The 25,033-nt window shown below is 57.0% G+C and carries 22 protein-coding genes; 18 read left to right on the top strand and 4 right to left on the bottom strand.

Annotated features, from left to right (window positions below):
* The first annotated feature begins 383 nt into the window (after positions 1-383).
* Complete coding sequence (rstB, locus tag UTM25_RS11230; protein ID WP_194400951.1) at positions 384-1,682, top strand: two-component system sensor histidine kinase RstB; 1,299 nt, start codon at positions 384-386, stop codon at positions 1,680-1,682.
* 73 nt (positions 1,683-1,755) lie between these two features.
* Positions 1,756-2,685, top strand: a complete 930-nt coding sequence (gene tus, locus UTM25_RS11225; RefSeq protein WP_194400953.1) for a DNA replication terminus site-binding protein — start codon at positions 1,756-1,758, stop codon at positions 2,683-2,685.
* On the opposite strand, the gene fumC is transcribed toward tus, so the two are convergent.
* Entirely contained in the window at positions 2,686-4,080 is a 1,395-nt protein-coding gene (gene fumC, locus UTM25_RS11220; protein WP_194400954.1) for a class II fumarate hydratase, read from the bottom strand.
* Between the two features lie 183 nt (positions 4,081-4,263).
* Positions 4,264-5,910 carry a class I fumarate hydratase FumA gene (gene fumA / locus UTM25_RS11215; protein WP_023311463.1) on the bottom strand — a complete coding sequence of 549 codons (1,647 nt, stop codon included), beginning with the start codon at positions 5,908-5,910 and terminating at the stop codon, positions 4,264-4,266.
* A 199-nt stretch (positions 5,911-6,109) separates the two neighbouring features.
* Here fumA and manA point away from each other — a divergent pair, with 199 nt between their 5' ends.
* A complete protein-coding gene (manA, locus tag UTM25_RS11210; RefSeq protein ID WP_194400956.1) occupies positions 6,110-7,285 on the top strand; it encodes a mannose-6-phosphate isomerase in 1,176 nt (391 codons plus the stop codon).
* A gap of 99 nt (positions 7,286-7,384) precedes the next feature.
* The gene (locus UTM25_RS11205) at positions 7,385-8,917 is read left to right on the top strand and encodes a YdgA family protein (protein WP_194400958.1); all 1,533 of its coding nucleotides are present in this window, start codon (positions 7,385-7,387) and stop codon (positions 8,915-8,917) included.
* A gap of 125 nt (positions 8,918-9,042) precedes the next feature.
* Here the strand turns inward: UTM25_RS11205 and UTM25_RS11200 are convergent, their stop codons facing one another.
* On the bottom strand, positions 9,043-10,071 hold the full coding sequence (locus tag UTM25_RS11200; protein WP_023311457.1) for a Mal regulon transcriptional regulator MalI: 1,029 nt from the start codon (positions 10,069-10,071) through the stop codon (positions 9,043-9,045).
* A 177-nt stretch (positions 10,072-10,248) separates the two neighbouring features.
* Between UTM25_RS11200 and malX the strand changes: the two genes are divergently transcribed.
* The 3 genes from malX to add all read left to right on the top strand — a co-directional run bounded on the left by malX (position 10,249) and on the right by add (position 14,160).
* Positions 10,249-11,841 (top strand): maltose/glucose-specific PTS transporter subunit IIBC, encoded by a 1,593-nt coding sequence (gene malX, locus UTM25_RS11195; protein WP_029740306.1) that lies wholly within the window; start codon positions 10,249-10,251, stop codon positions 11,839-11,841.
* 48 nt (positions 11,842-11,889) lie between these two features.
* A complete protein-coding gene (locus tag UTM25_RS11190; protein WP_194400960.1) occupies positions 11,890-13,062 on the top strand; it encodes a MalY/PatB family protein in 1,173 nt (390 codons plus the stop codon).
* A gap of 96 nt (positions 13,063-13,158) precedes the next feature.
* Positions 13,159-14,160: an adenosine deaminase gene (gene add, locus UTM25_RS11185; RefSeq protein ID WP_194400962.1), complete on the top strand. Its 1,002-nt coding sequence runs from the start codon at positions 13,159-13,161 to the stop codon at positions 14,158-14,160.
* Positions 14,161-14,213: 53 nt separating this feature from the next.
* On the opposite strand, the gene UTM25_RS11180 is transcribed toward add, so the two are convergent.
* A complete protein-coding gene (locus tag UTM25_RS11180) occupies positions 14,214-15,254 on the bottom strand; it encodes an oxidoreductase (protein WP_194400964.1) in 1,041 nt (346 codons plus the stop codon).
* Between the two features lie 243 nt (positions 15,255-15,497).
* Here UTM25_RS11180 and blr point away from each other — a divergent pair, with 243 nt between their 5' ends.
* The 11 genes from blr (at position 15,498) to dtpA (ending at position 24,961) form a co-directional block, all read left to right on the top strand.
* On the top strand, positions 15,498-15,623 hold the full coding sequence (gene blr, locus UTM25_RS11175) for a division septum protein Blr (protein WP_194401135.1): 126 nt from the start codon (positions 15,498-15,500) through the stop codon (positions 15,621-15,623).
* A 231-nt stretch (positions 15,624-15,854) separates the two neighbouring features.
* On the top strand, positions 15,855-16,070 hold the full coding sequence (ydgT, locus tag UTM25_RS11170; protein ID WP_013096896.1) for a transcription modulator YdgT: 216 nt from the start codon (positions 15,855-15,857) through the stop codon (positions 16,068-16,070).
* A gap of 86 nt (positions 16,071-16,156) precedes the next feature.
* On the top strand, positions 16,157-16,597 hold the full coding sequence (locus UTM25_RS11165) for a DUF2569 domain-containing protein (RefSeq protein WP_194400965.1): 441 nt from the start codon (positions 16,157-16,159) through the stop codon (positions 16,595-16,597).
* Positions 16,598-16,673: 76 nt separating this feature from the next.
* A complete protein-coding gene (gene rsxA / locus UTM25_RS11160) occupies positions 16,674-17,255 on the top strand; it encodes an electron transport complex subunit RsxA (RefSeq protein ID WP_032657707.1) in 582 nt (193 codons plus the stop codon).
* Positions 17,255-17,833, top strand: coding sequence for an electron transport complex subunit RsxB (rsxB, locus tag UTM25_RS11155; protein ID WP_023311378.1), 579 nt, complete (start codon positions 17,255-17,257; stop codon positions 17,831-17,833). Before rsxA ends, rsxB begins: the two co-directional genes overlap by 1 nt.
* Complete coding sequence (rsxC, locus tag UTM25_RS11150; protein ID WP_194400966.1) at positions 17,826-19,856, top strand: electron transport complex subunit RsxC; 2,031 nt, start codon at positions 17,826-17,828, stop codon at positions 19,854-19,856. Before rsxB ends, rsxC begins: the two co-directional genes overlap by 8 nt.
* Positions 19,857-20,909 carry an electron transport complex subunit RsxD gene (gene rsxD / locus UTM25_RS11145; protein WP_194400967.1) on the top strand — a complete coding sequence of 351 codons (1,053 nt, stop codon included), beginning with the start codon at positions 19,857-19,859 and terminating at the stop codon, positions 20,907-20,909. It begins immediately after the preceding gene.
* A gap of 10 nt (positions 20,910-20,919) precedes the next feature.
* A complete protein-coding gene (rsxG, locus tag UTM25_RS11140; protein WP_023311375.1) occupies positions 20,920-21,540 on the top strand; it encodes an electron transport complex subunit RsxG in 621 nt (206 codons plus the stop codon).
* A 2-nt stretch (positions 21,541-21,542) separates the two neighbouring features.
* Complete coding sequence (locus UTM25_RS11135) at positions 21,543-22,229, top strand: electron transport complex subunit E (RefSeq protein WP_023311374.1); 687 nt, start codon at positions 21,543-21,545, stop codon at positions 22,227-22,229.
* Complete coding sequence (gene nth / locus UTM25_RS11130) at positions 22,226-22,861, top strand: endonuclease III (protein WP_008500570.1); 636 nt, start codon at positions 22,226-22,228, stop codon at positions 22,859-22,861. Before UTM25_RS11135 ends, nth begins: the two co-directional genes overlap by 4 nt.
* Before the next feature lie 591 nt (positions 22,862-23,452).
* A complete protein-coding gene (gene dtpA / locus UTM25_RS11125) occupies positions 23,453-24,961 on the top strand; it encodes a dipeptide/tripeptide permease DtpA (RefSeq protein WP_194400968.1) in 1,509 nt (502 codons plus the stop codon).
* Positions 24,962-25,033 lie beyond the last annotated feature (72 nt).

The following is a 25,033-nucleotide window of genomic DNA, read 5'->3' as shown; positions in this document are numbered from 1 at the left end:
AGTCACCTCGGAGGCGTCAGTCCGGAGGCCTTCGATCAGGCCTCATCGTGAGGTCAGAATTTGTCTACGGGCGTGGGGTCAGTCCAAACTATAGGGCAGGATCGTCTACCGGGGCGGGGTCAGTCCAACTATAGGGCAGGATCGTCTACCGGGGCGGGGTCAGTCCAGTTGTCGGCAGGTGCTAATCCTGCTTTTATAGCGAATCAGATGGGTCATGAGAATGCAGAGATGGTCTTCCATGTATACTCTGCGTGGATAAATGCTCTCGATAGCGATCAGGTATCATTTTTGAATCAGCGCTTTGGCGGATATGCAAATGCCCCTATAGTGCCCCTGAAGGTAAAAACAAAGTAGTTAATTACTTGATTTCCCGGTGATATTTAATGAAAAAGCTGTTTGTGCAGTTTTATCTTTTGCTGTTTGTCTGTTTCCTGGTCATGACCATGCTGGTCGGGCTGGTCTATAAATTCACCGCCGAACGTGCGGGCAGGCAGTCGCTGGACGATCTGATGAAAAGCTCGCTCTATCTGATGCGCAGCGAGCTGAGAGAGATCCCGCCGCACGACTGGGCGAAAACCCTCAAAGAGCTGGATCTGAACCTGTCATTCGATTTACGCATCGAGCCGTTAAAAGATTTTGAGCTGGATCCGCCCGCCATGCAGCGTCTGCGCGACGGGGACATCGTCGCGCTGGACGAGAAATACACCTTTATCCAGCGTATTCCGCGCAGCCATTACGTGCTGGCCGTCGGGCCGGTACCCTATCTCTATTATCTGCACCAGATGCGTCTGCTGGACATGGCGCTGATGGCCTTTATCGCCATTTCGCTCGCGTTTCCGGTTTTTATCTGGATGCGCCCGCACTGGCAGGACATGCTGAAGCTGGAATCCGCCGCGCAGCGTTTTGGCGAGGGGCATTTTACCGAACGCATCCACTTCGACAGCGGTTCCAGCTTTGAACGTCTGGGCGTGGCCTTTAACCAGATGGCCGATAACATCAATGCCCTGATCGCCAGTAAGAAGCAGCTGATCGACGGGATTGCGCACGAGCTGCGCACGCCGCTGGTTCGCCTGCGCTATCGTCTGGAGATGAGCGAGAATCTGACGGAAGCGGAGTCTCAGGCGCTTAACCGCGACATCGGCCAGCTTGAGGCGTTGATTGAGGAGCTGCTGACCTACGCGCGCCTCGATCGTCCGCAAAACGAGCTGAACCTCAGCATGCCGGACCTGCCTGCCTGGCTGCAAACCCACATCGATGACGTTCAGAGCGTGAACCCGCAGCGCACGCTGTTAACGCGCGTCACGCCGGGTGATTACGGCGCGCTCGATATGCGCCTGATGGAGCGCGTGCTGGACAATCTGATGAACAACGCCATGCGCTACAGCGAAAGTACGCTACAGATCGGACTGGATTTGCAGGGCAATCAGGCCAGCCTGACGGTGGAGGATGACGGTCCGGGGATTGCCCCGGAAGCGCGAGAAACCGTGTTTGAACCGTTTGTCCGCCTCGACCCCAGCCGCGATCGCGCCACTGGCGGATGCGGCCTGGGGCTGGCGATTGTTTACTCTATCGCGCAGGCGATGGGCGGCACGGTGCATTGCGAAGAGAGCGAGCTCGGCGGCGCGCGCTTCTGCTTTAGCTGGCCGGTGTACCATAACATCGCCCTTCCCGTCCCTGCCTGACCTCAACCGCACGCTGGCCTGACCCGGCGTGCTGTGCTATATGATAAGTATGTTGTAACTAATGAGAGTGTTTATGGCGACCTACGATCTCCTCGAACGGCTGAACAGCACGTTTCGGGAAATAGAACACGAGCTCCTGACCCTGACCGAACGTTTGCAGAGCTGCCGCCTGCTGGCCGCGCGCGTTTTTACCCTGCCCGAGGTGGCTAAAGGGGCCGAGCACGACCCGCTGGACACCATCGAGGTTGAACAGCACATCGGCAGCGCCGCCCTTGAGCTGGCGCTGAAGCACTATCGTCGACTGTTTATCCAGCAGCAGTCAGAAAACCGCAGCAGTAAGGCCGCCGTGCGTCTGCCTGGCGTGATCTGCCTGCAAACCGATGCGACAACGCGCGACGCGCTGGAAAGCCAGATTACCCATATCAACACCCTGAAGGCGGCATTTGAAAAGATCATCACCGAAGAGTCCGGCCTCGCCCCTGCCGCCCGGTTTGAATGGGTACACCGCCAGCTGCCGGGGCTGATTACCCTGAATGCCTATCGCACGCTGACGGTACTGCGTCACCCCGCCACGCTGCGCTTCGGCTGGGCGAATAAGCACATCATTAAAAACTTCACCCGGGATGAAATTCTGGCGCAGCTGGAAAAAAGCCTGAAGGCGCCGCGCACCGTCGCACCGTGGTCGCGCGAGCAGTGGATTGAGCGCCTGGAGCAGGAGTACCACAGCATCGCCTCGCTTCCGGCGGACACGCGCCTCAAGATAAAGCGTCCGGTGAAGGTACAGCCTATCGCCCGCGTCTGGTATTCCGGCCAGCAAAAACAGGTTCAGTATGCCTGCCCTACGCCGCTGATTGCGCTCTATGATGCCGATCGGGGGGCTATCGTGCCGGATATTGGTGAGTTGCTGAATTACGATGCTGAAAATGTCCAGCACCGTTACCGACCCCAGGCGCAGCCGCTGCAGCTGATTATTCCGCGGCTGCACCTGTACGTGGCGAGTTGATTATTTCAGGCTGCCGACCATCGCCTCAGGGCGCACCCAGGCATCGAACTCCGCCTCCGTCAGATAGCCCAGCGCCAGGGCGGAGGCTTTCAGCGTCAGCCCCTCTTTATGCGCTTTTTTAGCGATCTCGGCGGCCTTGTCGTAGCCGATATGGGTATTCAGCGCCGTCACCAGCATCAGGGATTCATTGAGCAACTGGCTGATACGCTCGCGATTCGGCTCAATACCTACCGCACAATGCTCGTTAAAGCTCTCCATCCCGTCCGCCAGCAGACGAATAGATTGCAGTACGTTATGGATCACCATCGGACGATAGACGTTCAGTTCGAAGTTGCCGGACGCACCGCCCAGGTTGACGGCCACGTCGTTGCCCAACACCTGACAGCAGAGCATGGTCATGGCTTCGCACTGGGTCGGGTTCACTTTACCCGGCATGATGGAGCTGCCCGGCTCGTTTTCCGGAATACTGATTTCACCGATGCCGCAGCGCGGACCCGAGGCCAGCCAGCGCACGTCGTTGGCGATTTTCATCAGCGAGGCCGCCAGCCCTTTCAGCGCGCCGTGGGTGTGGACCAGCGCATCGCAGGTCGCCAGCGCTTCGAACTTGTTGGGCGCCGTGACGAACGGCTGCCCGGTGAAGTTTGCCAGCTCCTCCGCCACGCGCGCCGCGTATTCTGGATGGGTGTTTAACCCGGTCCCGACCGCCGTCCCGCCGAGCGCCAGCTCCGCCAGGTGCGGCAGGCTGTACTCAATATGCTTCAGGTTATGTTCCAGCATCGCCACCCAGCCGGAAATCTCCTGGCCGAGCGTCAGCGGCGTGGCGTCCTGCAGGTGCGTACGGCCAATTTTGACGATGTCGCGGAAGGCCTGCGCTTTCTCGTTGAGCGTGGATTTCAGGACGTTGAGCTGCGGGATTAGCTGCTCGCGGATAGCAATCACCGCCGCCACGTGCATCGCCGTCGGAAAGACGTCGTTAGAACTCTGGCTTTTGTTGACGTCATCGTTCGGATGGACCTTACGCTCCATGCCGCGCACGCCGCCCAGCAGTTCGCTGGCCCGGTTCGCCAGCACTTCGTTCATGTTCATGTTGCTCTGGGTGCCGGAACCGGTCTGCCAGATGGCGAGGGGGAACTCATCGGGATGCTTACCCGCCAGCACTTCGTCGGCGGCGTTGATGATGGCGGTCGCTTTGTCTGCCGTCAGCAGGCCTAAATCCTGGTTCACTTTCGCGGCGGCGCGTTTGGTGAGCGCCAGCGCCTGAATCAGCGAGACGGGCATTTTTTCGGTCGAAATACGGAAGTGCTCCAGCGAACGCTGGGTTTGCGCGCCCCATAGCTTATCGGCCGGGACGTCGATGGCGCCCATCGAATCTTTCTCATGGCGTACCGTGGTCATTACTTTCTCCTTGATAACAAAAGAGGGATTGCTCACATGCTTAAGGGATAAGTATTGATGACTTCTGAGAAACGATATGGCGCTTTGTGCGCTCTTTTTGATGTCGGGTTGCGCTGACGCTTACCCGACCTACCAGACACGTAGGCCGGGTAAGGCGCAGCCGCCACCCGACAATTTACAGAATTACTTCACGCACGCCGAGCACTGGGACGACTGGATCTGCTTGAAGAAGTCGTTGCCTTTGTCATCCACAAGGATAAACGCCGGGAAGTCTTCCACTTCAATTTTCCAGATCGCTTCCATACCCAGTTCCGGGTATTCCACGCACTCCAGGCTCTTAATGCTGCCCTGCGCCAGAACCGCAGCCGGGCCGCCGATGCTGCCCAGGTAGAAGCCGCCGTGCTTGTGGCAGGCGTCCGTCACCTGCTGGCTGCGGTTGCCTTTCGCCAGCATGATCATGCTGCCGCCGTTGGCCTGCAGCTGGTCAACGTACGAGTCCATACGCCCTGCCGTGGTTGGGCCTAACGAGCCGGACGCGTAGCCTTCAGGCGTTTTCGCCGGGCCGGCGTAGTAGATCGGGTGATCTTTAATGTACTGCGGCAGCCCTTCGCCGTTGTCCAGACGCTCTTTCAGCTTCGCGTGCGCGATATCGCGACCCACGATGATCGTGCCGTTCAGCGAGAGACGGGTCGAGACCGGATACTGCGAAAGCTGCGCCAGAATCTCTTTCATCGGACGGTTCAGATCGACGCGAACCGCTTCACCCTCACCCGCTTTGCGCAGCTCTTCCGGGATGTATTTGCCCGGGTTGTTTTCCAGTTTTTCGATCCACACGCCTTCGCGGTTGATCTTCGCCTTGATGTTGCGATCCGCAGAGCAAGAGACGCCCATCCCGACCGGACAGGAGGCACCGTGACGCGGCAGACGGATCACGCGCACGTCGTGGGCAAAGTATTTGCCGCCAAACTGCGCGCCGAGGCCCAGGTTGCGCGCTTCTTCCAGCAGTTCCTGCTCAAGCTGCACGTCGCGGAACGCCTGGCCGTGCTCGTTACCTTCGGTAGGCAGGCCGTCGTAGTATTTGGTTGAGGCCAGCTTGACGGTTTTCAGCGTACTTTCCGCCGACGTACCGCCAATCACAAACGCGATATGGTACGGCGGGCACGCCGCGGTGCCGAGGGTGCGCATCTTTTCAACCAGGTAATTTTTCAGCTTGCCCGGGGTGAGCAGCGCCTTGGTTTCCTGGTAGAGATAGGTTTTGTTGGCTGAACCGCCGCCTTTGGCGATGCAGAGGAATTTGTACTCGTCACCGTCGACGCTGTAGAGATCGATCTGTGCTGGCAGGTTGGTGCCGGTGTTGACCTCTTTATACATATCCAGCGCCGCGTTTTGCGAATAGCGCAGGTTATCTTCGGTGTACGTGTTGTAGACGCCGTGCGCCAGGGCCGCTTCGTCACCGCCGCCGGTCCAGACGCGCTGGCCTTTTTTACCGACGATGATCGCCGTGCCGGTGTCCTGACAGGTAGGCAGAATACCTTTCGCGGCGATGTCTGAGTTACGCAGGAACTGCAGGGCAACGTATTTATCGTTTTCGCTGGCCTGCGGGTCGCTCAGGATATCGGCAACCTGCTGCTGGTGCGCAGGACGCAGCATAAACGAGGCGTCGTGGAAAGCGTGCTGCGCCAGCAGCGTCAGCGCCTGCGGATCCACCTTGAGGATCTCTTGTCCTTCAAACTCAGAGACGGAGACGTGATCGCGGGTTAACAGGTAATACTCGGTCCGATCCTTACTGAGGGGGAAAGGATCCTGATAATGGAAGGGTTTATTCGACATTGTTCTCTCACTTACTGCTTCGGTCTGTTTATTCAGGGCAGATGTTCCGCTGCCCGGCTTAAAAGCGAGTCAGCTTATCCTACACAATTTTTTAACAAAAACTGAGACTAGTACGACTTTTTACATCCACAGGTTACTTCCATGTGGTTTATTGCTTTAATACCCGGAGTGAATTCCTTAATTGAATCAGGGCTTGATAATGCAAAAACTCATTAACTCGGTGCAAAACTACGCCTGGGGAAGTAAAACTGCGTTAACGGATCTCTACGGTATCCCCAACCCGAACAACCTGCCGATGGCAGAACTGTGGATGGGTGCACACCCGAAGAGCAGCTCAAAAGTTGAAGACGCCAGCGGCCAGGTACGCAGCCTGCGCGACGCGATCGACGCCGATAAAACCGCGCTGCTGGGCGACAAGGTTGCTCAGCGCTTCGGCGAACTGCCGTTCCTGTTTAAAGTGCTGTGCGCCGACCAGCCGCTCTCCATCCAGGTTCACCCGAACAAGAAAGCCTCTGAAATTGGCTTTGCGAAAGAGAACGCGGCGGGTATTCCGTTAGACGCTGCCGAGCGTAACTACAAAGATCCTAACCACAAGCCGGAGCTGGTCTTTGCGCTGACCCCGTTCCTGGCGATGAACGCGTTCCGCGAGTTTTCAGAGATCGTTTCCCTACTGCAACCGGTCGCGGGTGCCCACAAGGCTATTGCCCACTTCCTTCAAAACCCGAACGCGGACGCGCTGAGCCAGCTGTTTGCCAGCCTGCTGAATATGCAGGGTGAAGAGAAATCTCACGCGCTGGCGGTGCTGAAAGCAGCTCTGGGCAGCCAGCAGGGTGAACCGTGGGAGACTATCCGTCTGATCTCCGAATTCTACCCGGACGACAGCGGCCTTTTCTCCCCTCTGCTGCTGAACGTGGTGAAGCTGAACCCGGGCGAAGCGATGTTCCTGTTTGCCGAAACCCCGCACGCCTACCTGCAGGGCGTGGCGCTGGAGGTAATGGCCAACTCCGATAACGTGCTGCGCGCGGGCCTGACGCCGAAATACATCGATATTCCTGAGCTGGTTGCCAACGTGAAGTTTGTGGCGAAACCTGCCGCGGAGCTGCTGACTCAGCCGGTGAAAAACGGCGCAGAGCTGGACTTCCCGATTCCGGTTGAAGATTTTGCTTTCTCCCTGCACGACCTGAGCCAGACAGAAGCAACCATTGCTCAGGAGAGCGCGGCAATCCTGTTCTGCGTGGAGGGCGAAGCGACGCTGCAGAAAGGCCAACAGCGTCTGGTGCTCAAGCCGGGCGAGTCGGCTTTTGTTGCAGCGAACGAGTCGCCGGTTAGCGTGAGCGGCACCGGTCGTCTGGCGCGCGTTTTCAATAAGCTTTAAGCACTTACTGAATTTTTTAACAACTCTTGCTAAGCTAGTTGCAGGCTTAATATCTCCAGGCGGTTTTTACCGCCTGGTTTCATTTTAGGGATAGTCGCAATGAAAAAATCGGTCGTAGCGGTTGGAGTGATTGTAGCGTTAGGCGTGGTCTGGACGGGTGCCTCCTGGTTTACCGGGAAACAGCTGGAAGGCCGTCTGGCTGAGATGGTGGCGCAGGCTAACGGAGAGATTAAGCGCAGCGCCCCGGAGGCAGGCCTTGAGCTGAGCTACCAGAATTATCATCGCGGCGTGTTTACCAGCCGTATGCAGCTGGTGGTGAAGCCGGTTGCTGGTGCTGAAAACGGCTGGCTGAAACCGGGCCAGAGCGTGGTGCTGGATGAGGTGGTGAGCCACGGTCCGCTGCCGCTGGCGCAGCTGAAGTCCTTTAACCTGATCCCGTCGATGGCGTCCGTTCATACCGTACTGGTGAACAACGACCTGACGAAACCGCTGTTTGACCTGGCGAAGAATGAATCACCTTTCGAGATTGACACCCGCATCAGCTATGCCGGTGACACCAGTTCCGATATCGCTCTGAAAGCGCTGAACTACGAGAAAGAGAATGAGAAAGTCGCCTTCAGCGGCGGCCACTTCAAACTCGATGCTGACCGCGACGGAAATGTGTTCTCCCTGACGGGTGAAGCGGAAAGCGGCCTGGTCAATGCCGTGAACGAATATAACCAAAAGGTTCAGCTCACCTTCAACAACCTGAAAGCCGACGGCAACAGCCGAATGACCGATTTCCAGGAGCGTATCGGCGATCAGAAACTCTCTCTCGACAAGGTAGCCATTGCGGTTGAAGGAAAAGAGATGGCCGTGCTGGAAGGCATGGACGTCAACGGCAAATCCGACGTTTCCAAAGACGGTAAGAGCATCAACACCCAGCTGGATTACACGCTGAAGAGCCTTAAGGTGCAGAATCAGGATCTGGGTACCGGCAAACTGTCGCTGAAGATCGGCAATATCGACGGCCAGGCGTGGCACGAATTTAGCCAGAAATACAGCAAAGAGAGCCAGGCGCTGCTGACCGATGCCGCACTCCAGCAGAACCCTGAGGTGTATCAGCAGCAGGCGATGGCGGTACTGTTCAACAACCTGCCTGTCCTGCTGAAAGGCGAGCCGGTGATCACCGTTGCGCCGCTGAGCTGGAAAAACAGCAAAGGCGAAACCAGCTTTAACCTGTCGCTGTTCCTTAAAGATCCGGCAACCGCAACGGGTGAACCGCAGACGCTGGCGCAGGAAGTGGATCGCAGCGTGAAGTCGCTCGACAGCAAGCTGACCATCCCGATGGATATGGCGACCGAGTTTATGACCCAGATTGCGAAGCTGGAAGGCTACGGCGATGAAGACGCCGGCAAGCTGGCAAACCAGCAGGTGAAAGGTCTGGCGGCCATGGGCCAGATGTTCCGCATCACCAAAGTGGAAAACAACACGATCTTCACCAGCCTGCAGTACGCCAACGGCCAGGTAACGCTCAACGGCGACAAGATGCCGCTGGAAGACTTTGTCGGCATGTTTGGTATGCCTGCTCTGGGGATGCCGGAACCGGCTGAACCGGCAGCGCCAGCCGAACCGGCGGCACCGCAGCAGTAAACGTCAAAACCCCTCGCATGAGGGGTTTTTTATTGCCGGGTGGCGCTGACGCTTACCCGGCCTGTGATTCCGGGCCGCTGTAGGCCCGTGCAAGCGCAGCGCCGCCGGGCGATGTGCAGCGGAGATTATTTCACCGTCACCAGCCGCGCCGCCACAATCTGGTGTCCGGCCTGAACGTCCGTGTTGTCGATGCGCTGCATGATTCTGTCCGCCAGCGTGTAGCCCATCTCTCGCGCAGGGGTGGTGGCCCAGACGATCGGCAGATCGTCTAGCGCGTTTTCACCAACGTCGGCGAACGCCCCGAGCGCCACCTGGTGACCGAAGAAGGTTTCCACCCCGCCCTCGCCGCTCTGACGCCCGGCGCGGATCAGGCCAAACCAGGCGCCCATGGCAATCACGTCGTTATAGCAAATCACAGCGCTGATCGTCGGGCTGCTTCGCAGTAGCGCGCCTATCGCTTCCGCCGCTTTCTTCTGGCTGGATTCACACTCCACGACCCATTCGCTGTGGAACGGCAGGCCGTATTTAATCAGCGTTGCGCAGTAGCCGCCGACCCGCTCGGCGCGCGTCAGGGACGAGCTTTTCCCGCCCAGCCAGGCAATGCGCTGATGCCCGCGACGAATAAGATGCTCGGTCAACATTTGTGCGGCCTGCATGTTATCCGGGCGCAGCGTATCGGCCTCGTCCAGGTAGCTGGCGCGCGAAGCAAACACCAGCGGCACGCCTTTTTCGGCGGCGCGCTCGCACAGCTCGCTGCCCACGCCCGACGCTCCGGCGACGATCACCCCGTCCACCCCCTGGTTCAGCAGCATATCGAGCCGGGAAAGAAGCTGATCGGCCTCACGACCGCCGTGCAGAAGAAAGACCATCCGCCCCTGCGCTTCAAGCGCTTCGGTTAACCCGGCGGTCAGCTCCGCATAGAAAGGTGACGTCAGGTCGCGAACAATCAGGCCAATCACCCCGCTTTGCCCGCCGCGCAGCGCCGACGCCTGACGGTTACGCACAAAACCCAGCTGCTCAACCGCCTCGTTAACCCGCTGACCGGTCGCAGGAGAGATGCGCCCTTTTCCGCTTAGCACCAGAGAAACGGTGCTGACGGAAACGCCCGCCGCCAGCGCGACATCGTTGATGGTGATTTTTTTCGCTACAGCCATGTGTTGGCGTGACTCCCTGAAATGAGATCGGTAAAACGTTTTATCAATACGTTATCTTTATACTACCAGTCAAAGCCTGAGAATGTGATTTAGCGCGCACTAAACTTTGATAAAACGTTTTATCTTCTCGCAGCATTGAAGCAGGCAAACTGATTTTAACAATAAAGGAGTCGTTTTATGACGGCGAAAGCAGCACAAAAAATATCGCTGTGGGAATTTTTCCAGCAACTGGGTAAAACCTTTATGCTACCCGTGGCACTCCTCTCGTTCTGCGGGATCATGCTCGGGATCGGCAGCTCGCTGAGCAGTAAAGACGTCATCACGCTGATCCCGTTCCTCGGTACCCCGGTGCTGCAGGCGATCTTCATCTGGATGAGTAAAGTCGGCTCCTTTGCGTTTAGCTTCCTGCCCGTGATGTTCTGTATTGCTATCCCGCTGGGCCTGGCGCGCGAAAATAAAGGCGTCGCGGCGTTTGCCGGGTTTGTGGGTTACGCCGTGATGAACCTGGCGGTTAACTTCTGGCTGACCGCGAAAGGCATTCTGCCGACCACCGACGCCGCCGTGCTGAAAGCCAACAACATTCAGAGCGTGATCGGCATCCAGTCTATTGATACCGGGATCCTCGGTGCAGTGATCGCGGGTGTGATTATCTGGATGCTGCACGAGCGCTTCCATAATATCCGGCTGCCGGATGCCCTGGCCTTCTTCGGCGGTACCCGCTTCGTGCCGATTGTTACCCTGGTGGTGATGGGCCTGTTTGGTCTGATCATTCCGCTGATCTGGCCGGTCTTTGCGATGGGTATCAACGGCATTGGCCGCATCATCAACGGCGCGGGAGATTTCGGTCCGATGATCTTCGGCACCGGCGAGCGTCTGCTCCTGCCGTTTGGCCTGCAGCATATCCTGGTGGCCCTGATTCGCTTCACCGAAGCGGGCGGTACGATGGAGGTATGCGGTCACGACGTGAGCGGCGCGCTGACCATCTTCCAGGCGCAGCTGAGCTGTCCGACCACCCACGGCTTCTCGGAAAGCGCCACCCGCTTCCTGTCTCAGGGTAAAATGCCTGCCTTCCTCGGTGGCCTGCCGGGTGCCGCGCTGGCGATGTACCACTGCGCGCGCCCGGAAAACCGTCATAAAATTAAAGGCCTGCTCATTTCCGGCGTGATCGCCTGCGTCGTGGGCGGTACCACCGAGCCAATCGAATTCCTGTTCCTGTTCGTCGCACCGGTGCTGTACCTCATCCACGCGGTGCTGACCGGTCTGGGCTTTACCGTGATGGCGGTGCTGGGCGTGACCATCGGCAACACCGACGGCAACGTGATCGACTTCGTGGTGTTCGGGATCCTGCACGGCCTGTCCACCAAGTGGTACCTGGTGCCGGTCGTGGCGGCTATCTGGTTTGCGGTTTACTACGGCATCTTCCGCTTCGCCATCACCCGCTTTAACCTGAAAACGCCTGGCCGCGATACCGATACGGCGAGCAGCGTTGAACAGGCGGTTGCCGGGACCGTGGGCAAATCCGGCTACAACACACCGGCCATTCTGGCGGCGCTGGGCGGTGCGGATAACATCACCTCGCTCGATAACTGCATCACCCGCCTGCGTCTGTCGGTGGCGGATATGTCAAAAGTGGATACCAACGCCCTGAAAGCCAACCGGGCCATCGGCGTGGTACAGTTAAATCAGCACAATTTGCAGGTGGTTATCGGCCCGCAGGTCCAGTCGGTGAAGGATGAGCTGGCAACCCTGATGCGGACAGTTGAAGCCTGATGCCTCAGCCCCCTCTCATGAGGGGGTTTTACTTTAAGGACTCACGTCATGTTTGATTTTTCTACCGTCGTGGATCGACACGGCACCTGGTGTACGCAGTGGGACTACGTCGCCGACCGCTTTGGCGCGGCCGATCTGCTGCCCTTCACCATCTCGGATATGGATTTCGCCACCGCGCCCTGCATTACCGACGCGCTGCATCAGCGCATTAATCACGGCGTGCTGGGCTACAGCCGCTGGAAGAACGATGAGTTTCTCGCCGCCGTCGCGCACTGGTTCCAGCAGCGCTTTAACAGCACGATTGATACGGAAACCGTCGTTTATGGTCCTTCCGTTATCTACATGGTGTCAGAGCTGATTCGTCTCTGGTCACACCCCGGCGACGGCGTAGTGGTTCACACCCCGGCATACGACGCGTTTTACAAAGCTATTGAAGGGAATGCGCGTCATGTGGTGCCCGTGGAGATGGAAAAGCACGCCGCAGGCTGGCAGGGAAATATGGCTGCGCTGGAAGCGGCCCTGGCAAAACCTGAAAACAAAATTTTGCTGCTGTGCAGCCCGCAAAACCCGACCGGCAAGGTCTGGACGAGGGACGAGCTGACGCAGATGGCTGAACTGTGCGCACGCAATGATGTGGCGGTTATCAGCGATGAAATTCATATGGACATGGTGTGGGGAGAGCATCGTCACACGCCGTGGAGCGCGGTGGCGCGCGGCAAATGGGCGCTTCTCACCTCCGGCTCGAAAAGCTTTAATATTCCGGCGCTGACGGGCGCTTACGGCCTTATTGGTGATGAGGAGAGCCGTAACGGTTATCTCAGCGCGCTAAAAGGCCGGGACGGGCTCTCTTCCCCTTCCGTGCTGGCGCTAACGGCGCATATCGCCGCTTATCAGCAGGGAGCGCCGTGGCTGGATGCCCTGCGGGGATATCTGGAAGAGAATCTGTTGTATATCGCGCAGGAAGTAAACCGCGCCTTTCCGAAACTGAACTGGCAGCCGCCCGAAGCGACCTACCTGGCCTGGATTGACCTGCGCCCGCTGAACATTGACGATCGGGCGCTGCAAAAAGTGCTGATCGAGCAGCAAAAAGTCGCCATCATGCCGGGATATACCTACGGCAAAGAGGGAAACGGCTTTGTTCGCCTGAACGCAGGCTGTCCGCGCAGCAAGCTTGAACAAGGGGTGCAACGCCTCATTGCCGGGATTAACACGCTCCTGTAATCAATTTGCGCAACGGAATATTCCCTTGCGCAAATAGCTTTTTACCCCGTTTTGTTTTTATAATATGGCGCACTTTAACCAGAAAAGAGTGCGACCATGATTGATACACGCCTGCCTTTAACTGATATTCATCGTCACCTTGACGGTAACATTCGTGCCCAAACCATCCTCGATCTTGGCCGCCAGTTCAATTTAACGCTTCCTGCGCAGACGCTTGAATCGCTGATCCCTCACGTACAGGTAACCTCCAATGAACCGGACCTGGTCAGCTTCCTGAGCAAACTCGACTGGGGCGTGAAGATGCTGGCCTCGCTGGATGCCTGTCGCCGCGTGGCGTTTGAAAACATTGAAGATGCAGCCCGTAACGGCCTGCATTACGTCGAGCTGCGCTTCTCGCCGGGCTATATGGCGATGACCCACAACCTGCCCGTTGCAGGCGTGGTGGAAGCCGTGATTGAAGGCGTACGCGAAGGATGTAAAACCTTCGACGTTCAGACCCGTCTGATTGGCATTATGAGCCGTACGTTCGGCGAAGCCGCCTGCCTGCAGGAGCTGGAAGCGCTGCTGGCCCATCGCGATGCCATCACCGCCGTCGATCTCGCCGGTGACGAGCTGGGCTTCCCGGGCAGTCTGTTCCTCTCCCACTTCAACCGCGCGCGCGATGCCGGCTGGCACATTACCGTGCATGCGGGTGAAGCGGCTGGCCCGGAAAGCATCTGGCAGGCCATCCGCGAGCTGGGCGCCGAGCGTATCGGTCACGGCGTGAAGGCCGTAGAAGATCGCGCCCTGATGGATTTCCTGGCGGAGCAGCGTATCGGGATTGAGTCATGCCTGACGTCTAACATTCAGACCAGCACCGTCGCAACGCTGGCGCATCATCCGCTGAAAACGTTCCTTGAGCACGGCGTGCTGGCCTCACTGAACACTGACGATCCGGCGGTACAGGGCGTGGATATCATCCACGAATACAACATCGCCGCACCGCAGGCGGGTCTGAGCCGCGAGCAGATCCGTCAGGCACAGATCAACGGGCTGGAGATCGCCTTCCTGACGCCTGAAGAGAAGCAGGCGCTTAAAGATAAAGTGGCTCGCGGTTAACACCGTTGCCGGGTGGCGCTGACGCTTACCCGGCATACAACAGCCCTTAAAGCTTATGCCAGACAGAGCGTGGCGCGATGTTTGGCAGATTCAATACCCAGCTCAATCAGCTCCATAATCTGAATCGCCTGGCTGGCCGGAACCGGATTTTCGCCCGTGCCGTTCAGCGCATCGCGGATTCCCGCATAATAGGCCGGATAGTTGCCCGGGATCGTCAGCAAGCTCTCCTCAACGAGTTCCTCACCTTCCACCCGCGTTATCACGCCGTCGCGCATATCATAGCCCCAGTCTTCCTGCGGCAAACGTTCACCGCTTTTCAGCCGGTCCTCCTGCGGATCGAGGCCAAACTTCACGTAGCTCCCGCGCGTGCCGTGAATGATGTAGCGGGCCGATTCCGCGGCCGCGACCATCGTGCCGTGCAGCACAATCCGCCGCTGCGGGTAGCTGAGCACCGCGTGGAAGTAATCGGTCGTCTGCGCTCCGGGCCGGAGCTGGGCCAGATCGACCGTCATGCTCACCGGCAGACCAAAAAGATTGACGGCCTGATCCAGCAGATGCGGGGCTAAATCGTACCAGATACCGCTGCCCGGACCGGCCTGCTCGCGCCAGCGGTTTCGCACCTGCGGACGGAAGCGGTCAAAGTGCGATTCAAAAAAGAGGATCTCCCCTAGCGAGCCTTCACTGAGAAGCCTTTTTACCGTCAGAAAGTCGCTGTCCCAGCGGCGGTTATGAAACACCGACAGCAGCCTGCCGAGACTCTTTGCCAGCGCATCCAGCTCGCGAGCCTGAGACAGCGTGACGGTAAAGGGCTTATCGACCACCACGTGTTTACCGGCCTCCAGCGCGGCCTTTGCCAGCGGGAAGTGGGTATCATTCGGGGTGGGGATAACGATTAAATCAATATTAGGATCGTTGAAAAGGTGTTTTGGCTCAGAGACAACCGGCACGGAAGGCCAGTCGGCATGGACTTTATCGGCATCGCTGCTGGATACCGCAGCCAGGGTCATCCCCGGCGTTCCGGCTATCAGAGGCGCATGAAACGTTTTGCTTGCATACCCGTAGCCGATAAGCCCAACGCGGATATTATCACTCATAGTGCCGTCCTCTTTTATGACGTTCTTATTTCACACTGGCTAGCCTGGCATTACCACAGATTAATAATGTGCCATATGACTTAAAATAGCAGGTTGTACGGGTTGTTTTTGTTACATAGTATTAACCCACTGATTTTGTTTAAGGGAACCGTTCCCAAAGCGCTTGCCGTCGGGGAAACGTCGCTGTAACATTTGCGACCTGTATTTATGGATAAAGTACAACTACGAATCATGACGTCAATTATTAATCGAATCATTGAATTAGCGGGATGGATTGTCCTTGGGGTTTCGGTCATTTTGCTGGGCGTTGCCAGCCATATCGATAACTACCAGCCGCCAGAGCCTGTCACAGTCGTCCAACCTAAGTAACCGGTTACTGCAATAAAGAGTGACATAATATGTCAGTTACGTATTGCCAGCCCTGGTGAACACGGTTAACCTTCTCTTCCAGGCATCGTCTGATGCCTGAATTTCAGCAAAGAAAACTCCTAATTTCGTCGCATTACCTGAGTGTGCTGTTTACGTCTTTATTAATCCGTTTATTATTCGAACGAATTACCTTAACTGGTATTACTCACTTTTATATGGAAACTTATTAATATGACAGTTCAGGACTATTTATTAAAATTTCGCAAGATCAATTCGCTTGAGAGCCTGGAAAAACTGTTTGACCATCTGAACTACACCCTGTCTGATAATCAGGACATCATTAATATGTATCGCGCCGCTGACCATCGCCGTGCGGAGCTGGTTTCCGGTGGTCGTTTGTTCAACGTGGGTGAAGTGCCTAAGTCCGTATGGCGTTACGTTTTATAAGAAAGTAGCCATCCGCGCGAAATGTTATATACTCTCCGCCCTGCAAACTGGCTGTACAACATTTCGCGCAGATTATGGGAGAGTTCATGACCGCAACGCCTGGAGATCGCATTGGAGGCTGGTTAATCGCCCCACTGGCATGGCTGCTGGTTGCATTATTAAGCGCATCACTTGCGCTGCTGCTGTATACCACCGCACTGATTACCCCTCACGCTATCCAGACCCTGATGTCGCAAAGCGTGCTGAATATTGCGATGTGGTTTGTATCGTTCGTTTTCGCGATTGGAATGTGGTACTACACCCTGTGGCTGACCATCGCCTTCTTTAAGCGCCGCAAGAGTGTGCCTAAGCACTACATCATCTGGCTGCTGATTTCGGTTCTGCTGGCGGTTAAAGCGTTTGCTTTTTCGCCCGTATCAGACGCTCTGGCCGTTCGTCAGCTGCTTTTCCCGTTACTGGCCGCCGCGCTGCTGGTCCCCTATTTCAGGCGTTCGACGCGGGTAAAAAACACCTTCGTGAACCCGTAATAACCCTACAGATAACCTGTTGTCGCCTGCGTGAGTTTGTCCGATAATAGGCGGCTTTTTTATTTCAGGCTAAATAATGACCGATTACTTACTGCTCTTTGTCGGCACCGTGCTGGTTAACAACTTCGTTCTGGTGAAGTTCCTTGGCCTGTGTCCGTTTATGGGTGTGTCCAAAAAGCTGGAAACGGCGATGGGCATGGGGCTGGCAACGACCTTCGTGATGACGCTAGCGTCCATCTGCGCGTGGTTGATTGATACCTGGATCCTTATCCCGCTGGGCTTAATCTATCTTCGTACGCTGGCTTTTATTCTGGTCATTGCGGTTGTTGTGCAATTTACTGAAATGGTGGTGCGTAAAACCAGCCCGGCCCTCTATCGCCTGCTGGGTATATTCCTGCCGCTGATCACCACCAACTGCGCCGTTCTCGGCGTTGCGCTGCTTAACATCAACCTTGGCCATAACTTTATGCAGTCGGCGCTGTACGGTTTTTCCGCCGCCGTCGGTTTCTCACTTGTTATGGTCCTGTTTGCCTCGATTCGCGAGCGTCTGGCGGCAGCGGATATCCCTGCGCCCTTCCGCGGTAACGCGATTGCGCTGGTGACCGCGGGTTTAATGTCTCTGGCCTTTATGGGCTTTAGTGGTCTGGTGAAGTTGTAATGAATGCTATCTGGATTGCCATCGCCTCTATCAGCGTCCTGGGGTTGGTGTTTGGCCTTATCCTGGGTTACGCCTCCCGCCGTTTCGCGGTAGAGGACGATCCTGTCGTTGAAAAAATTGATGAGCTTTTGCCGCAAAGCCAGTGCGGGCAGTGCGGCTACCCGGGCTGCCGTCCCTACGCTGAAGCGGTAGGGATTCAGGGTGAAAAAATTAACCGCTGCGCCCCCGGCGGCGAAGCGGTGATGCTGAAAATTGCGGCCCTGCTTAACGTCGATCCGCAGCCCGTGGATGGCGATGCGGAGGTGCAGGAACCGGTCCGTGCCCTGGCCGTGATCGACGAGGCCAACTGCATCGGCTGCACCAAATGTATTCAGGCCTGCCCGGTTGACGCCATTGTTGGCGCCACCCGCGCCATGCACACCGTTGTGGCGGATCTGTGCACCGGCTGTAACCTCTGCGTTGCCCCCTGCCCGACGCAATGTATTGAGCTGCGCCCGGTTGAAACGACTACCGAAAGCTGGAAGTGGGATCTTCAAACCATTCCGGTTCGCATCATTCCTGTGGAACAACATGCTTAAGTTATTTTCTGCTTTCAGAAAAGAGAAGATTTGGGACTTTGACGGCGGTATCCATCCGCCAGAGATGAAAACCCAGTCCAACGGCACGCCGCTGCGTCAAATTCCGCTGGCGACGCGTTACGTCATGCCGCTCAAGCAGCATATTGGCGCTGAGGGCGAGCTGTGCGTGAAAGAAGGCGATACGGTTCTCCGCGGTCAGCCGCTGACCTTTGGCCGTGGACGTATGCTGCCGATACACGCCCCCACCTCCGGTAAAGTGGTGGCGATTGCCCCTCATACGGTGGCTCATCCGTCCGCGCTGTCAGAGCTGAGCGTGATTATTGAAGCTGACGGCGAAGACCGCTGGATCGACCGTGACGGCTGGAGCGACTACCGCAGCCAGAGCCGCGAAGCGCTTATCGAACGTATTCATCAGTTCGGCGTCGCCGGGCTGGGCGGTGCGGGCTTCCCGACCGGCGTCAAGCTGCGCGGCGGTGGCGATAACATCCAGACGTTGATTATCAACGCCGCCGAGTGCGAGCCCTATATCACCGCAGACGATCGTCTGATGCAGGATTGCGCCGCTCAGGTGGTGGAAGGCATTCGCATCCTGGCGCATATTCTGAAGCCGCGGGAAGTGTTGATTGGTATCGAAGACAATAAACCGCAGGCCATCTCGATGCTGCGCGCCGTGCTGGCGGGCAGTCACGATATTAGCCTGCGCGTTATCCCGACCAAGTACCCTTCTGGCGGCGCAAAACAGCTAACGCAAATTCTCACCGGTAAGCAGGTTCCGCACGGCGGACGCTCTTCTGATATCGGCGTGCTGATGCAAAACGTCGGCACCGCCTATGCGGTGAAACGCGCGGTGATTGACGGCGAGCCGTTGACCGAGCGCGTGGTGACGCTGACCGGCGAGTCGGTTTCCCATCCGGGCAACGTCTGGGCGCGTCTGGGTACGCCGGTGCGACATCTGCTGGAACAGGCTGACTTTTGCCCGGCCAGCGACCAGATGGTGATCATGGGTGGCCCGCTGATGGGCTTTACGCTGCCGTGGCTGGACGTTCCGGTAGTGAAAATCACGAACTGCCTGCTCGCCCCTTCCCCAACCGAAATGGGTGAAGAACAGGAAGAGAAAGGTTGCATCCGCTGCAGCGCCTGTGCCGATGCCTGTCCGGCGGATCTGCTCCCGCAGCAGCTGTACTGGTACAGCAAAGGCCAGCTGCACGACAAGGCAAAATCCCATAACCTGGCCGACTGCATTGAATGCGGTGCCTGCGCCTGGGTCTGCCCAAGCAACATTCCGCTGGTGCAATACTTCCGTCAGGAGAAGGCCGAGATTTATGCCATTTCCATGGAAGAAAAACGCGCCGCGGAAGCCAAGGCACGTTTCGAAGCGCGTCAGGCGCGACTTGAGCGCGAAAAAATCGCCCGTCAGGAACGCCATAAGCAGGCCGCCGTTCAGCCTGCCGGGAAAGATCAGGATGCGATCAACGCCGCACTGGCGCGCGTTCGCGAGAAAAAAGCCGATGCCGCCCAGACGGTGGTGATCCAGGCCGGGGAAAAACCGGATAACAGCGAAGCGATTGCCGCCCGCGAAGCGCGAAAGGCTGCGGCTCGCGCGCGTCAGGCGGAAAAAGCGCAAACGGTTCAGGCAGATACTGAGGTCGACCCGCGTAAAGCAGCCGTTGAAGCGGCGATTGCCCGGGCCAAGGCCCGCAAAGCTGGAGAACAGCAGGTAGTCGTCGAGCAAGAAGCGGTCGATCCACGCAAAGCCGCCGTTGAAGCGGCGATTGCTCGCGCCAAAGCCCGTAAGGCTGCGCAGCAGGCGCCAGAGGCAGTATCAGAAGCAGAAGCACCACCCGTCGACCCGCGTAAAGCCGCCGTAGAAGCGGCGATTGCCCGCGCCAAAGCCCGTAAGGCAGCGCAGCAGGAAGAGCAGCCGCAGGCCGCCAACGATGACCCGCGCAAGGCCGCCGTCGCCGCCGCCATTGCGCGCGTTCAGGCGAAGAAAGCCGCACAGCAAGCCGTAAACGAGGATTAAATGGTTTTCAGAATCGCAAGTTCCCCCTACACCCACAACCAGCGTCAGACATCACGCATTATGATGCTGGTCTGCCTGGCCGCGCTGCCGGGCATTGCCGTTCAGTGCTGGTTTTTCGGCTGGGGAACCCTGTTCCAGATAGCCCTGGGCTGCGCCAGCGCCGTCGCGGCGGAAGCACTCGTCCTGAAGCTGCGTAAGATGGCGGTGTCACGCATTCTGGCTGACAACTCCGCGCTGCTGACCGGCCTGCTGCTCGCCATCAGTATTCCGCCGTTTGCCCCGTGGTGGATGGTCGTGCTCGGTACCGTGTTTGCCGTGATCATTGCCAAACAGCTGTACGGTGGGCTCGGCCATAACCCGTTTAACCCGGCGATGATTGGCTACGTAGTGCTGCTGATCTCCTTCCCGGTGCAGATGACCAGTTGGCTGCCGCCGCACGAGATTGCAGCCACGATTCCGGGCTTTATGGATGCCCTGCACGTGATCTTTACCGGCCATACGGCGCTCGGCGCTGATATGAACGCGCTGCGCATGGGCGTGGACGGCATCAGCCAGGCGACGCCTCTCGATACCTTTAAAACGTCCCTGCATGCCGGGCACAGCGTTGAGCAGATTATGAAATCCGCGATTTACAGCGGCATGCTGGCGGGTGCTGGCTGGCAGTGGGTCAACCTGGCGTATCTGCTGGGCGGCCTGTTCCTGCTGCAGCAGAAAGCCATTCGCTGGCATATTCCGGTCAGCTTCCTCGTGACGCTGACGGTCTGCGCGACGCTGGGTTGGGTCTTCTCTCCTGAATCACTGGCCAGCCCGCAGATGCATTTGCTCTCCGGTGCGACCATGCTAGGTGCCTTCTTTATCCTGACCGATCCGGTTACGGCGTCAACAACTAACCGCGGCCGCCTGATCTTCGGCGCGCTGGCGGGCCTGCTGGTATGGCTGATCCGGAGCTTTGGCGGTTACCCGGACGGCGTCGCGTTTGCCGTCCTGCTCGCCAACATTACCGTTCCGCTCATCGACTATTACACGCGTCCGCGCGTGTACGGCCATCGCTAAGGGTTTCGCCATGTTAAAAACGATGCAAAAACACGGCGTCACGCTGGCTGTCTTCGCTGCGGTCCTGACCGGGCTGACGGCCCTGGTTAACTCGTTAACCAAAACGACCATCGAAGAGCAGGCTTCAAAGCAGCAAAAGGCGCTGTTCGATCAGGTGATCCCATCAGATTTCTACGATAATGACCTGCAAAAGAGCTGCTTTGTGGTAGACGCGCCGCAGCTTGGGAAAGGCTCTCACCGCCTCTTTATTGCCCGCAAAGGGGATAAACCGGTAGGCGCGGTGATGGAAGCGACGGCGCCCGACGGCTATTCCGGCGCCATTCAGCTGCTCGTCGGCAGCGATTTCTCCGGCACAATATTGGGTACCCGCGTGACGCAGCATCATGAAACGCCGGGCCTGGGCGATAAAATTGAAACCCGTCTGAGCGACTGGATTTTGCACTTCGCCGGTAAAGTTATCCATGGCGAAGGGGATACCGCGTTTGCGGTGAAGAAAGATGGCGGCGAGTTCGACCAGTTCACCGGCGCGACCATCACGCCGCGCGCCGTGGTGAACGCCGTAAAACGAGCCGGGCTGTATGCCGAAACGCTGCCCGCGCAAATCAACAATCTTCCGGCCTGTGGGGAGTAATCATGAGCCAGGTTAAAGAGGTTATTGTCCAGGGGTTGTGGAAGAACAACTCCGCGCTGGTCCAGCTTCTGGGGATGTGCCCACTGCTGGCGGTAACGTCCACCGCCACCAACGCGCTCGGTCTGGGTCTGGCAACCACGCTGGTGCTGACCCTGACCAACCTCTCCATCTCCGCCCTGCGCCGCTGGACGCCGTCGGAAATTCGTATTCCGATTTACGTCATGATCATTGCGTCTGTTGTTAGCGTCGTACAAATGCTCATCAACGCTTACGCATTCGGCCTGTACCAGTCGCTCGGGATCTTTATCCCCCTTATCGTCACCAACTGTATCGTCGTTGGCCGTGCGGAAGCGTTCGCGGTGAAAAACAGCCCCGCCATGTCGGCGCTGGATGGTTTTTCCATTGGAATGGGCGCCACCTGCGCCATGTTCGTGCTGGGCTCGCTGCGCGAGATCCTCGGTAACGGTACGCTGTTTGACGGCGCAGATGCGCTGCTGGGCGGCTGGGCCAAAGCGCTGCGCGTTGAAGTGTTCCACACCGATACGCCATTCCTGCTGGCAATGCTGCCGCCTGGCGCGTTTATTGGCCTTGGCATGATGCTGGCGATAAAATACCTGATTGATGAGAAACGTAAGCGCCGCGCGGCTGAGCGTAGCGTTCTGGAAGGGACACCCGAGAAGGCTTCATGAATAAAGAAAAGCGCATTGCGATCCTGACCCGTCTGCGGGACGAGAACCCGCATCCGACGACGGAGCTGAACTTTACCTCCCCGTTTGAGCTGCTGATCGCGGTGTTGCTCTCTGCGCAGGCGACCGATGTGAGCGTCAATAAAGCCACTGCCCTGCTCTATCCGGTCGCCAATACGCCAAAAGCCATGCTGGAGCTGGGCGTGGAAGGCGTGAAGTCCTATATCAAAACCATCGGCCTGTTTAACAGCAAAGCCGAGAACGTCATTAAGACCTGCCGGATCCTCCTGGAACAGCACGGGGGCGAAGTACCGGAAGATCGCGCCGCGCTGGAAGCCTTACCGGGCGTGGGGCGTAAGACTGCGAACGTGGTGCTCAACACCGCGTTTGGCTGGCCGACCATCGCCGTAGATACGCATATTTTCCGCGTGTCTAACCGGACTAACTTCGCGCCGGGGAAAAATGTTGAGCAGGTCGAAGAGAAGCTGTTAAAGGTGGTTCCGGCCGAATTTAAGGTTGATTGCCATCACTGGCTGATTCTGCACGGCCGCTATACCTGCATTGCCCGTAAGCCTCGCTGCGGCTCCTGCATTATTGAAGATCTCTGCGAATACAAAGAAAAAGTGTATCCCTGATCGTCACAATCCCTTACCATAAGAAGGGTTACCAGACACCCTTCTTTTGGCCGTTATTTGTCCGTCTTTCATTCCACCAGACCTGTCACTTATTCGGTTGTTTAACGCTCAAACAGGTTAATACTTTTTTCATAGCCAAAAATTTCTATACATCTGTGATCGCGATCACCCTGATAACTTCATGTTGAATTTTTGTTGTCAAAATCCGCCTAAACCCTTTGTCTGACAAGATACTCTCCTTCCATTGCCGAAGATAAGACCAGCTATTTTTCAGAATATGGGCTATATCACTGCGCTAAGCGGCAAATAGCAGAACATATCGCCACAGGCCGGTCAGGGTGGGTTACTGCCAGTCGAAAAAACTACCTTTAAACAACGTATGAAATTTAACGCTGAATAACATTTATATGAACCGACGATTATACCACTTCAGATATATGTAACAGATTATTACAAACGTATTGCCAGATGGGGCAGGATAGTGAACATTACCCGCCGTTTCTCCTCCCAATATAACTATAAGGCGTATGGACTACGGCCATCACGCTATGAACACCCCCGTTAATATGGGATGTAAAAAAAGAGGTATATGTGTCTACTGCAAACAATAAACCAACAGATGAAAGCGTAAGTCTTAACGCTTTTAAACAGCCTAAAGCGTTCTATCTCATCTTCTCTATCGAGTTATGGGAGCGTTTTGGTTATTACGGCCTGCAAGGGATCATGGCGGTTTACCTGGTAAAACAGCTGGGTATGTCCGAAGCCGATTCCATCACGCTGTTCTCTTCCTTTAGTGCTCTGGTGTACGGTCTGGTTGCGATTGGCGGCTGGCTGGGTGATAAAGTCCTCGGGACTAAACGTGTCATCATGCTGGGCGCCATTGTCCTGGCGATTGGCTATGGTCTGGTTGCATGGTCAGGGCACGATGCCGCTGTCGTGTATATGGGTATGGCGACGATTGCCGTCGGTAACGGTCTGTTCAAAGCAAACCCGTCCTCCCTGCTCTCTACCTGCTACAGCAAAGACGATCCGCGTCTGGACGGTGCATTTACCATGTACTACATGTCCATCAACATCGGTTCGTTCTTCTCGATGCTGGCAACCCCATGGCTCGCGGCGAAATTCGGTTGGAGCGTGGCGTTTGCGCTGAGCTTCGTGGGCATGCTGATCACCGTGGTGAACTTCCTGTTCTGCCGCAGCTGGGTTAAAGACTACGGTTCAAAACCTGACTTCGAGCCTGTGCATATGGGCAAACTGCTGGCGACCATCGTGGGCGTGGTAATCCTCGCCGCAATCGCTACCTGGCTGCTGCACAACCAGGGTATTGCACGTGCGGTTCTGGGCGTGGTTGCACTGGGCATCGTGGTTATCTTTGCGAAAGAAGCGTTCGCCATGCAGGGTGCTGCCCGTCGTAAGATGATTGTGGCGTTTATTCTGATGCTGGAAGCGATTATCTTCTTCGTCCTGTACAGCCAGATGCCAACCTCTCTGAACTTCTTCGCGATTCGTAACGTTGAACACTCTATTCTGGGCATCGCATTCGAACCCGAGCAGTATCAGGCGCTGAACCCGTTCTGGATCATGATTGGTAGCCCGATTCTGGCCGCTATCTATAACAAGATGGGTGACCGTCTGCCGATGCCGCACAAGTTCGCTATCGGCATGGTGCTGTGCTCCGGCGCGTTCCTGGTGCTGCCGCTGGGTACCAAATTTGCCACCGACGCGGGTATCGTGTCCGTTAACTGGCTGATCCTGAGCTACGCGCTGCAGTCTATCGGCGAGCTGATGATCTCCGGTCTGGGTCTGGCAATGGTTGCACAGCTGGTTCCACAGCGTCTGATGGGCTTCATTATGGGTAGCTGGTTCCTGACCACTGCCGGTGCGGCAATCATTGCGGGTAAAATTGCGAACCTGATGGCTGTGCCTGAAAACGTCACTGACCCACTGGTCTCCCTGAACGTCTACGGCACCGTGTTCATGCAGATTGGTATCGCTACTGCGGTTATTGCAGTTCTGATGCTGCTGACCGCGCCGAAACTGAATCGTATGACTCAGGACGACGACAAGACGGCTGAAGCGACCAAAACCGCTACCGCGTAAGATTATTGAGAAACGACGAGCCGCTAATGCATATTAGCGGCTTTTTTTTTGTCCATTGGCGCACTAACATAG

The sequence above is a fragment of the Enterobacter sp. 61D5 genome, from assembly GCF_034107965.1.
In the GTDB taxonomy this organism is placed as follows: domain Bacteria; phylum Pseudomonadota; class Gammaproteobacteria; order Enterobacterales; family Enterobacteriaceae; genus Enterobacter; species Enterobacter cloacae_M.
Note: the sequence above shows the minus strand (reverse complement) of the source record. Positions and strands in the feature narration are given on the sequence as shown.

Excerpts from the sequence above, each read along its gene's own strand:
- rstB (WP_194400951.1), top strand. The coding sequence starts at position 384 with ATGAAAAAGCTGTTTGTGCAGTTTTATCTTTTGCTGTTTGTCTGTTTC.
- tus (WP_194400953.1), top strand. The coding sequence starts at position 1,756 with ATGGCGACCTACGATCTCCTCGAACGGCTGAACAGCACGTTTCGGGAA.
- fumC (WP_194400954.1), bottom strand. The coding sequence starts at position 4,080 with ATGACCACGGTACGCCATGAGAAAGATTCGATGGGCGCCATCGACGTC.
- fumA (WP_023311463.1), bottom strand. The coding sequence starts at position 5,910 with ATGTCGAATAAACCCTTCCATTATCAGGATCCTTTCCCCCTCAGTAAG.
- manA (WP_194400956.1), top strand. The coding sequence starts at position 6,110 with ATGCAAAAACTCATTAACTCGGTGCAAAACTACGCCTGGGGAAGTAAA.
- UTM25_RS11205 (WP_194400958.1), top strand. The coding sequence starts at position 7,385 with ATGAAAAAATCGGTCGTAGCGGTTGGAGTGATTGTAGCGTTAGGCGTG.
- UTM25_RS11200 (WP_023311457.1), bottom strand. The coding sequence starts at position 10,071 with ATGGCTGTAGCGAAAAAAATCACCATCAACGATGTCGCGCTGGCGGCG.
- malX (WP_029740306.1), top strand. The coding sequence starts at position 10,249 with ATGACGGCGAAAGCAGCACAAAAAATATCGCTGTGGGAATTTTTCCAG.
- UTM25_RS11190 (WP_194400960.1), top strand. The coding sequence starts at position 11,890 with ATGTTTGATTTTTCTACCGTCGTGGATCGACACGGCACCTGGTGTACG.
- add (WP_194400962.1), top strand. The coding sequence starts at position 13,159 with ATGATTGATACACGCCTGCCTTTAACTGATATTCATCGTCACCTTGAC.
- UTM25_RS11180 (WP_194400964.1), bottom strand. The coding sequence starts at position 15,254 with ATGAGTGATAATATCCGCGTTGGGCTTATCGGCTACGGGTATGCAAGC.
- ydgT (WP_013096896.1), top strand. The coding sequence starts at position 15,855 with ATGACAGTTCAGGACTATTTATTAAAATTTCGCAAGATCAATTCGCTT.
- UTM25_RS11165 (WP_194400965.1), top strand. The coding sequence starts at position 16,157 with ATGACCGCAACGCCTGGAGATCGCATTGGAGGCTGGTTAATCGCCCCA.
- rsxA (WP_032657707.1), top strand. The coding sequence starts at position 16,674 with ATGACCGATTACTTACTGCTCTTTGTCGGCACCGTGCTGGTTAACAAC.
- rsxB (WP_023311378.1), top strand. The coding sequence starts at position 17,255 with ATGAATGCTATCTGGATTGCCATCGCCTCTATCAGCGTCCTGGGGTTG.
- rsxC (WP_194400966.1), top strand. The coding sequence starts at position 17,826 with ATGCTTAAGTTATTTTCTGCTTTCAGAAAAGAGAAGATTTGGGACTTT.
- rsxD (WP_194400967.1), top strand. The coding sequence starts at position 19,857 with ATGGTTTTCAGAATCGCAAGTTCCCCCTACACCCACAACCAGCGTCAG.
- rsxG (WP_023311375.1), top strand. The coding sequence starts at position 20,920 with ATGTTAAAAACGATGCAAAAACACGGCGTCACGCTGGCTGTCTTCGCT.
- UTM25_RS11135 (WP_023311374.1), top strand. The coding sequence starts at position 21,543 with ATGAGCCAGGTTAAAGAGGTTATTGTCCAGGGGTTGTGGAAGAACAAC.
- nth (WP_008500570.1), top strand. The coding sequence starts at position 22,226 with ATGAATAAAGAAAAGCGCATTGCGATCCTGACCCGTCTGCGGGACGAG.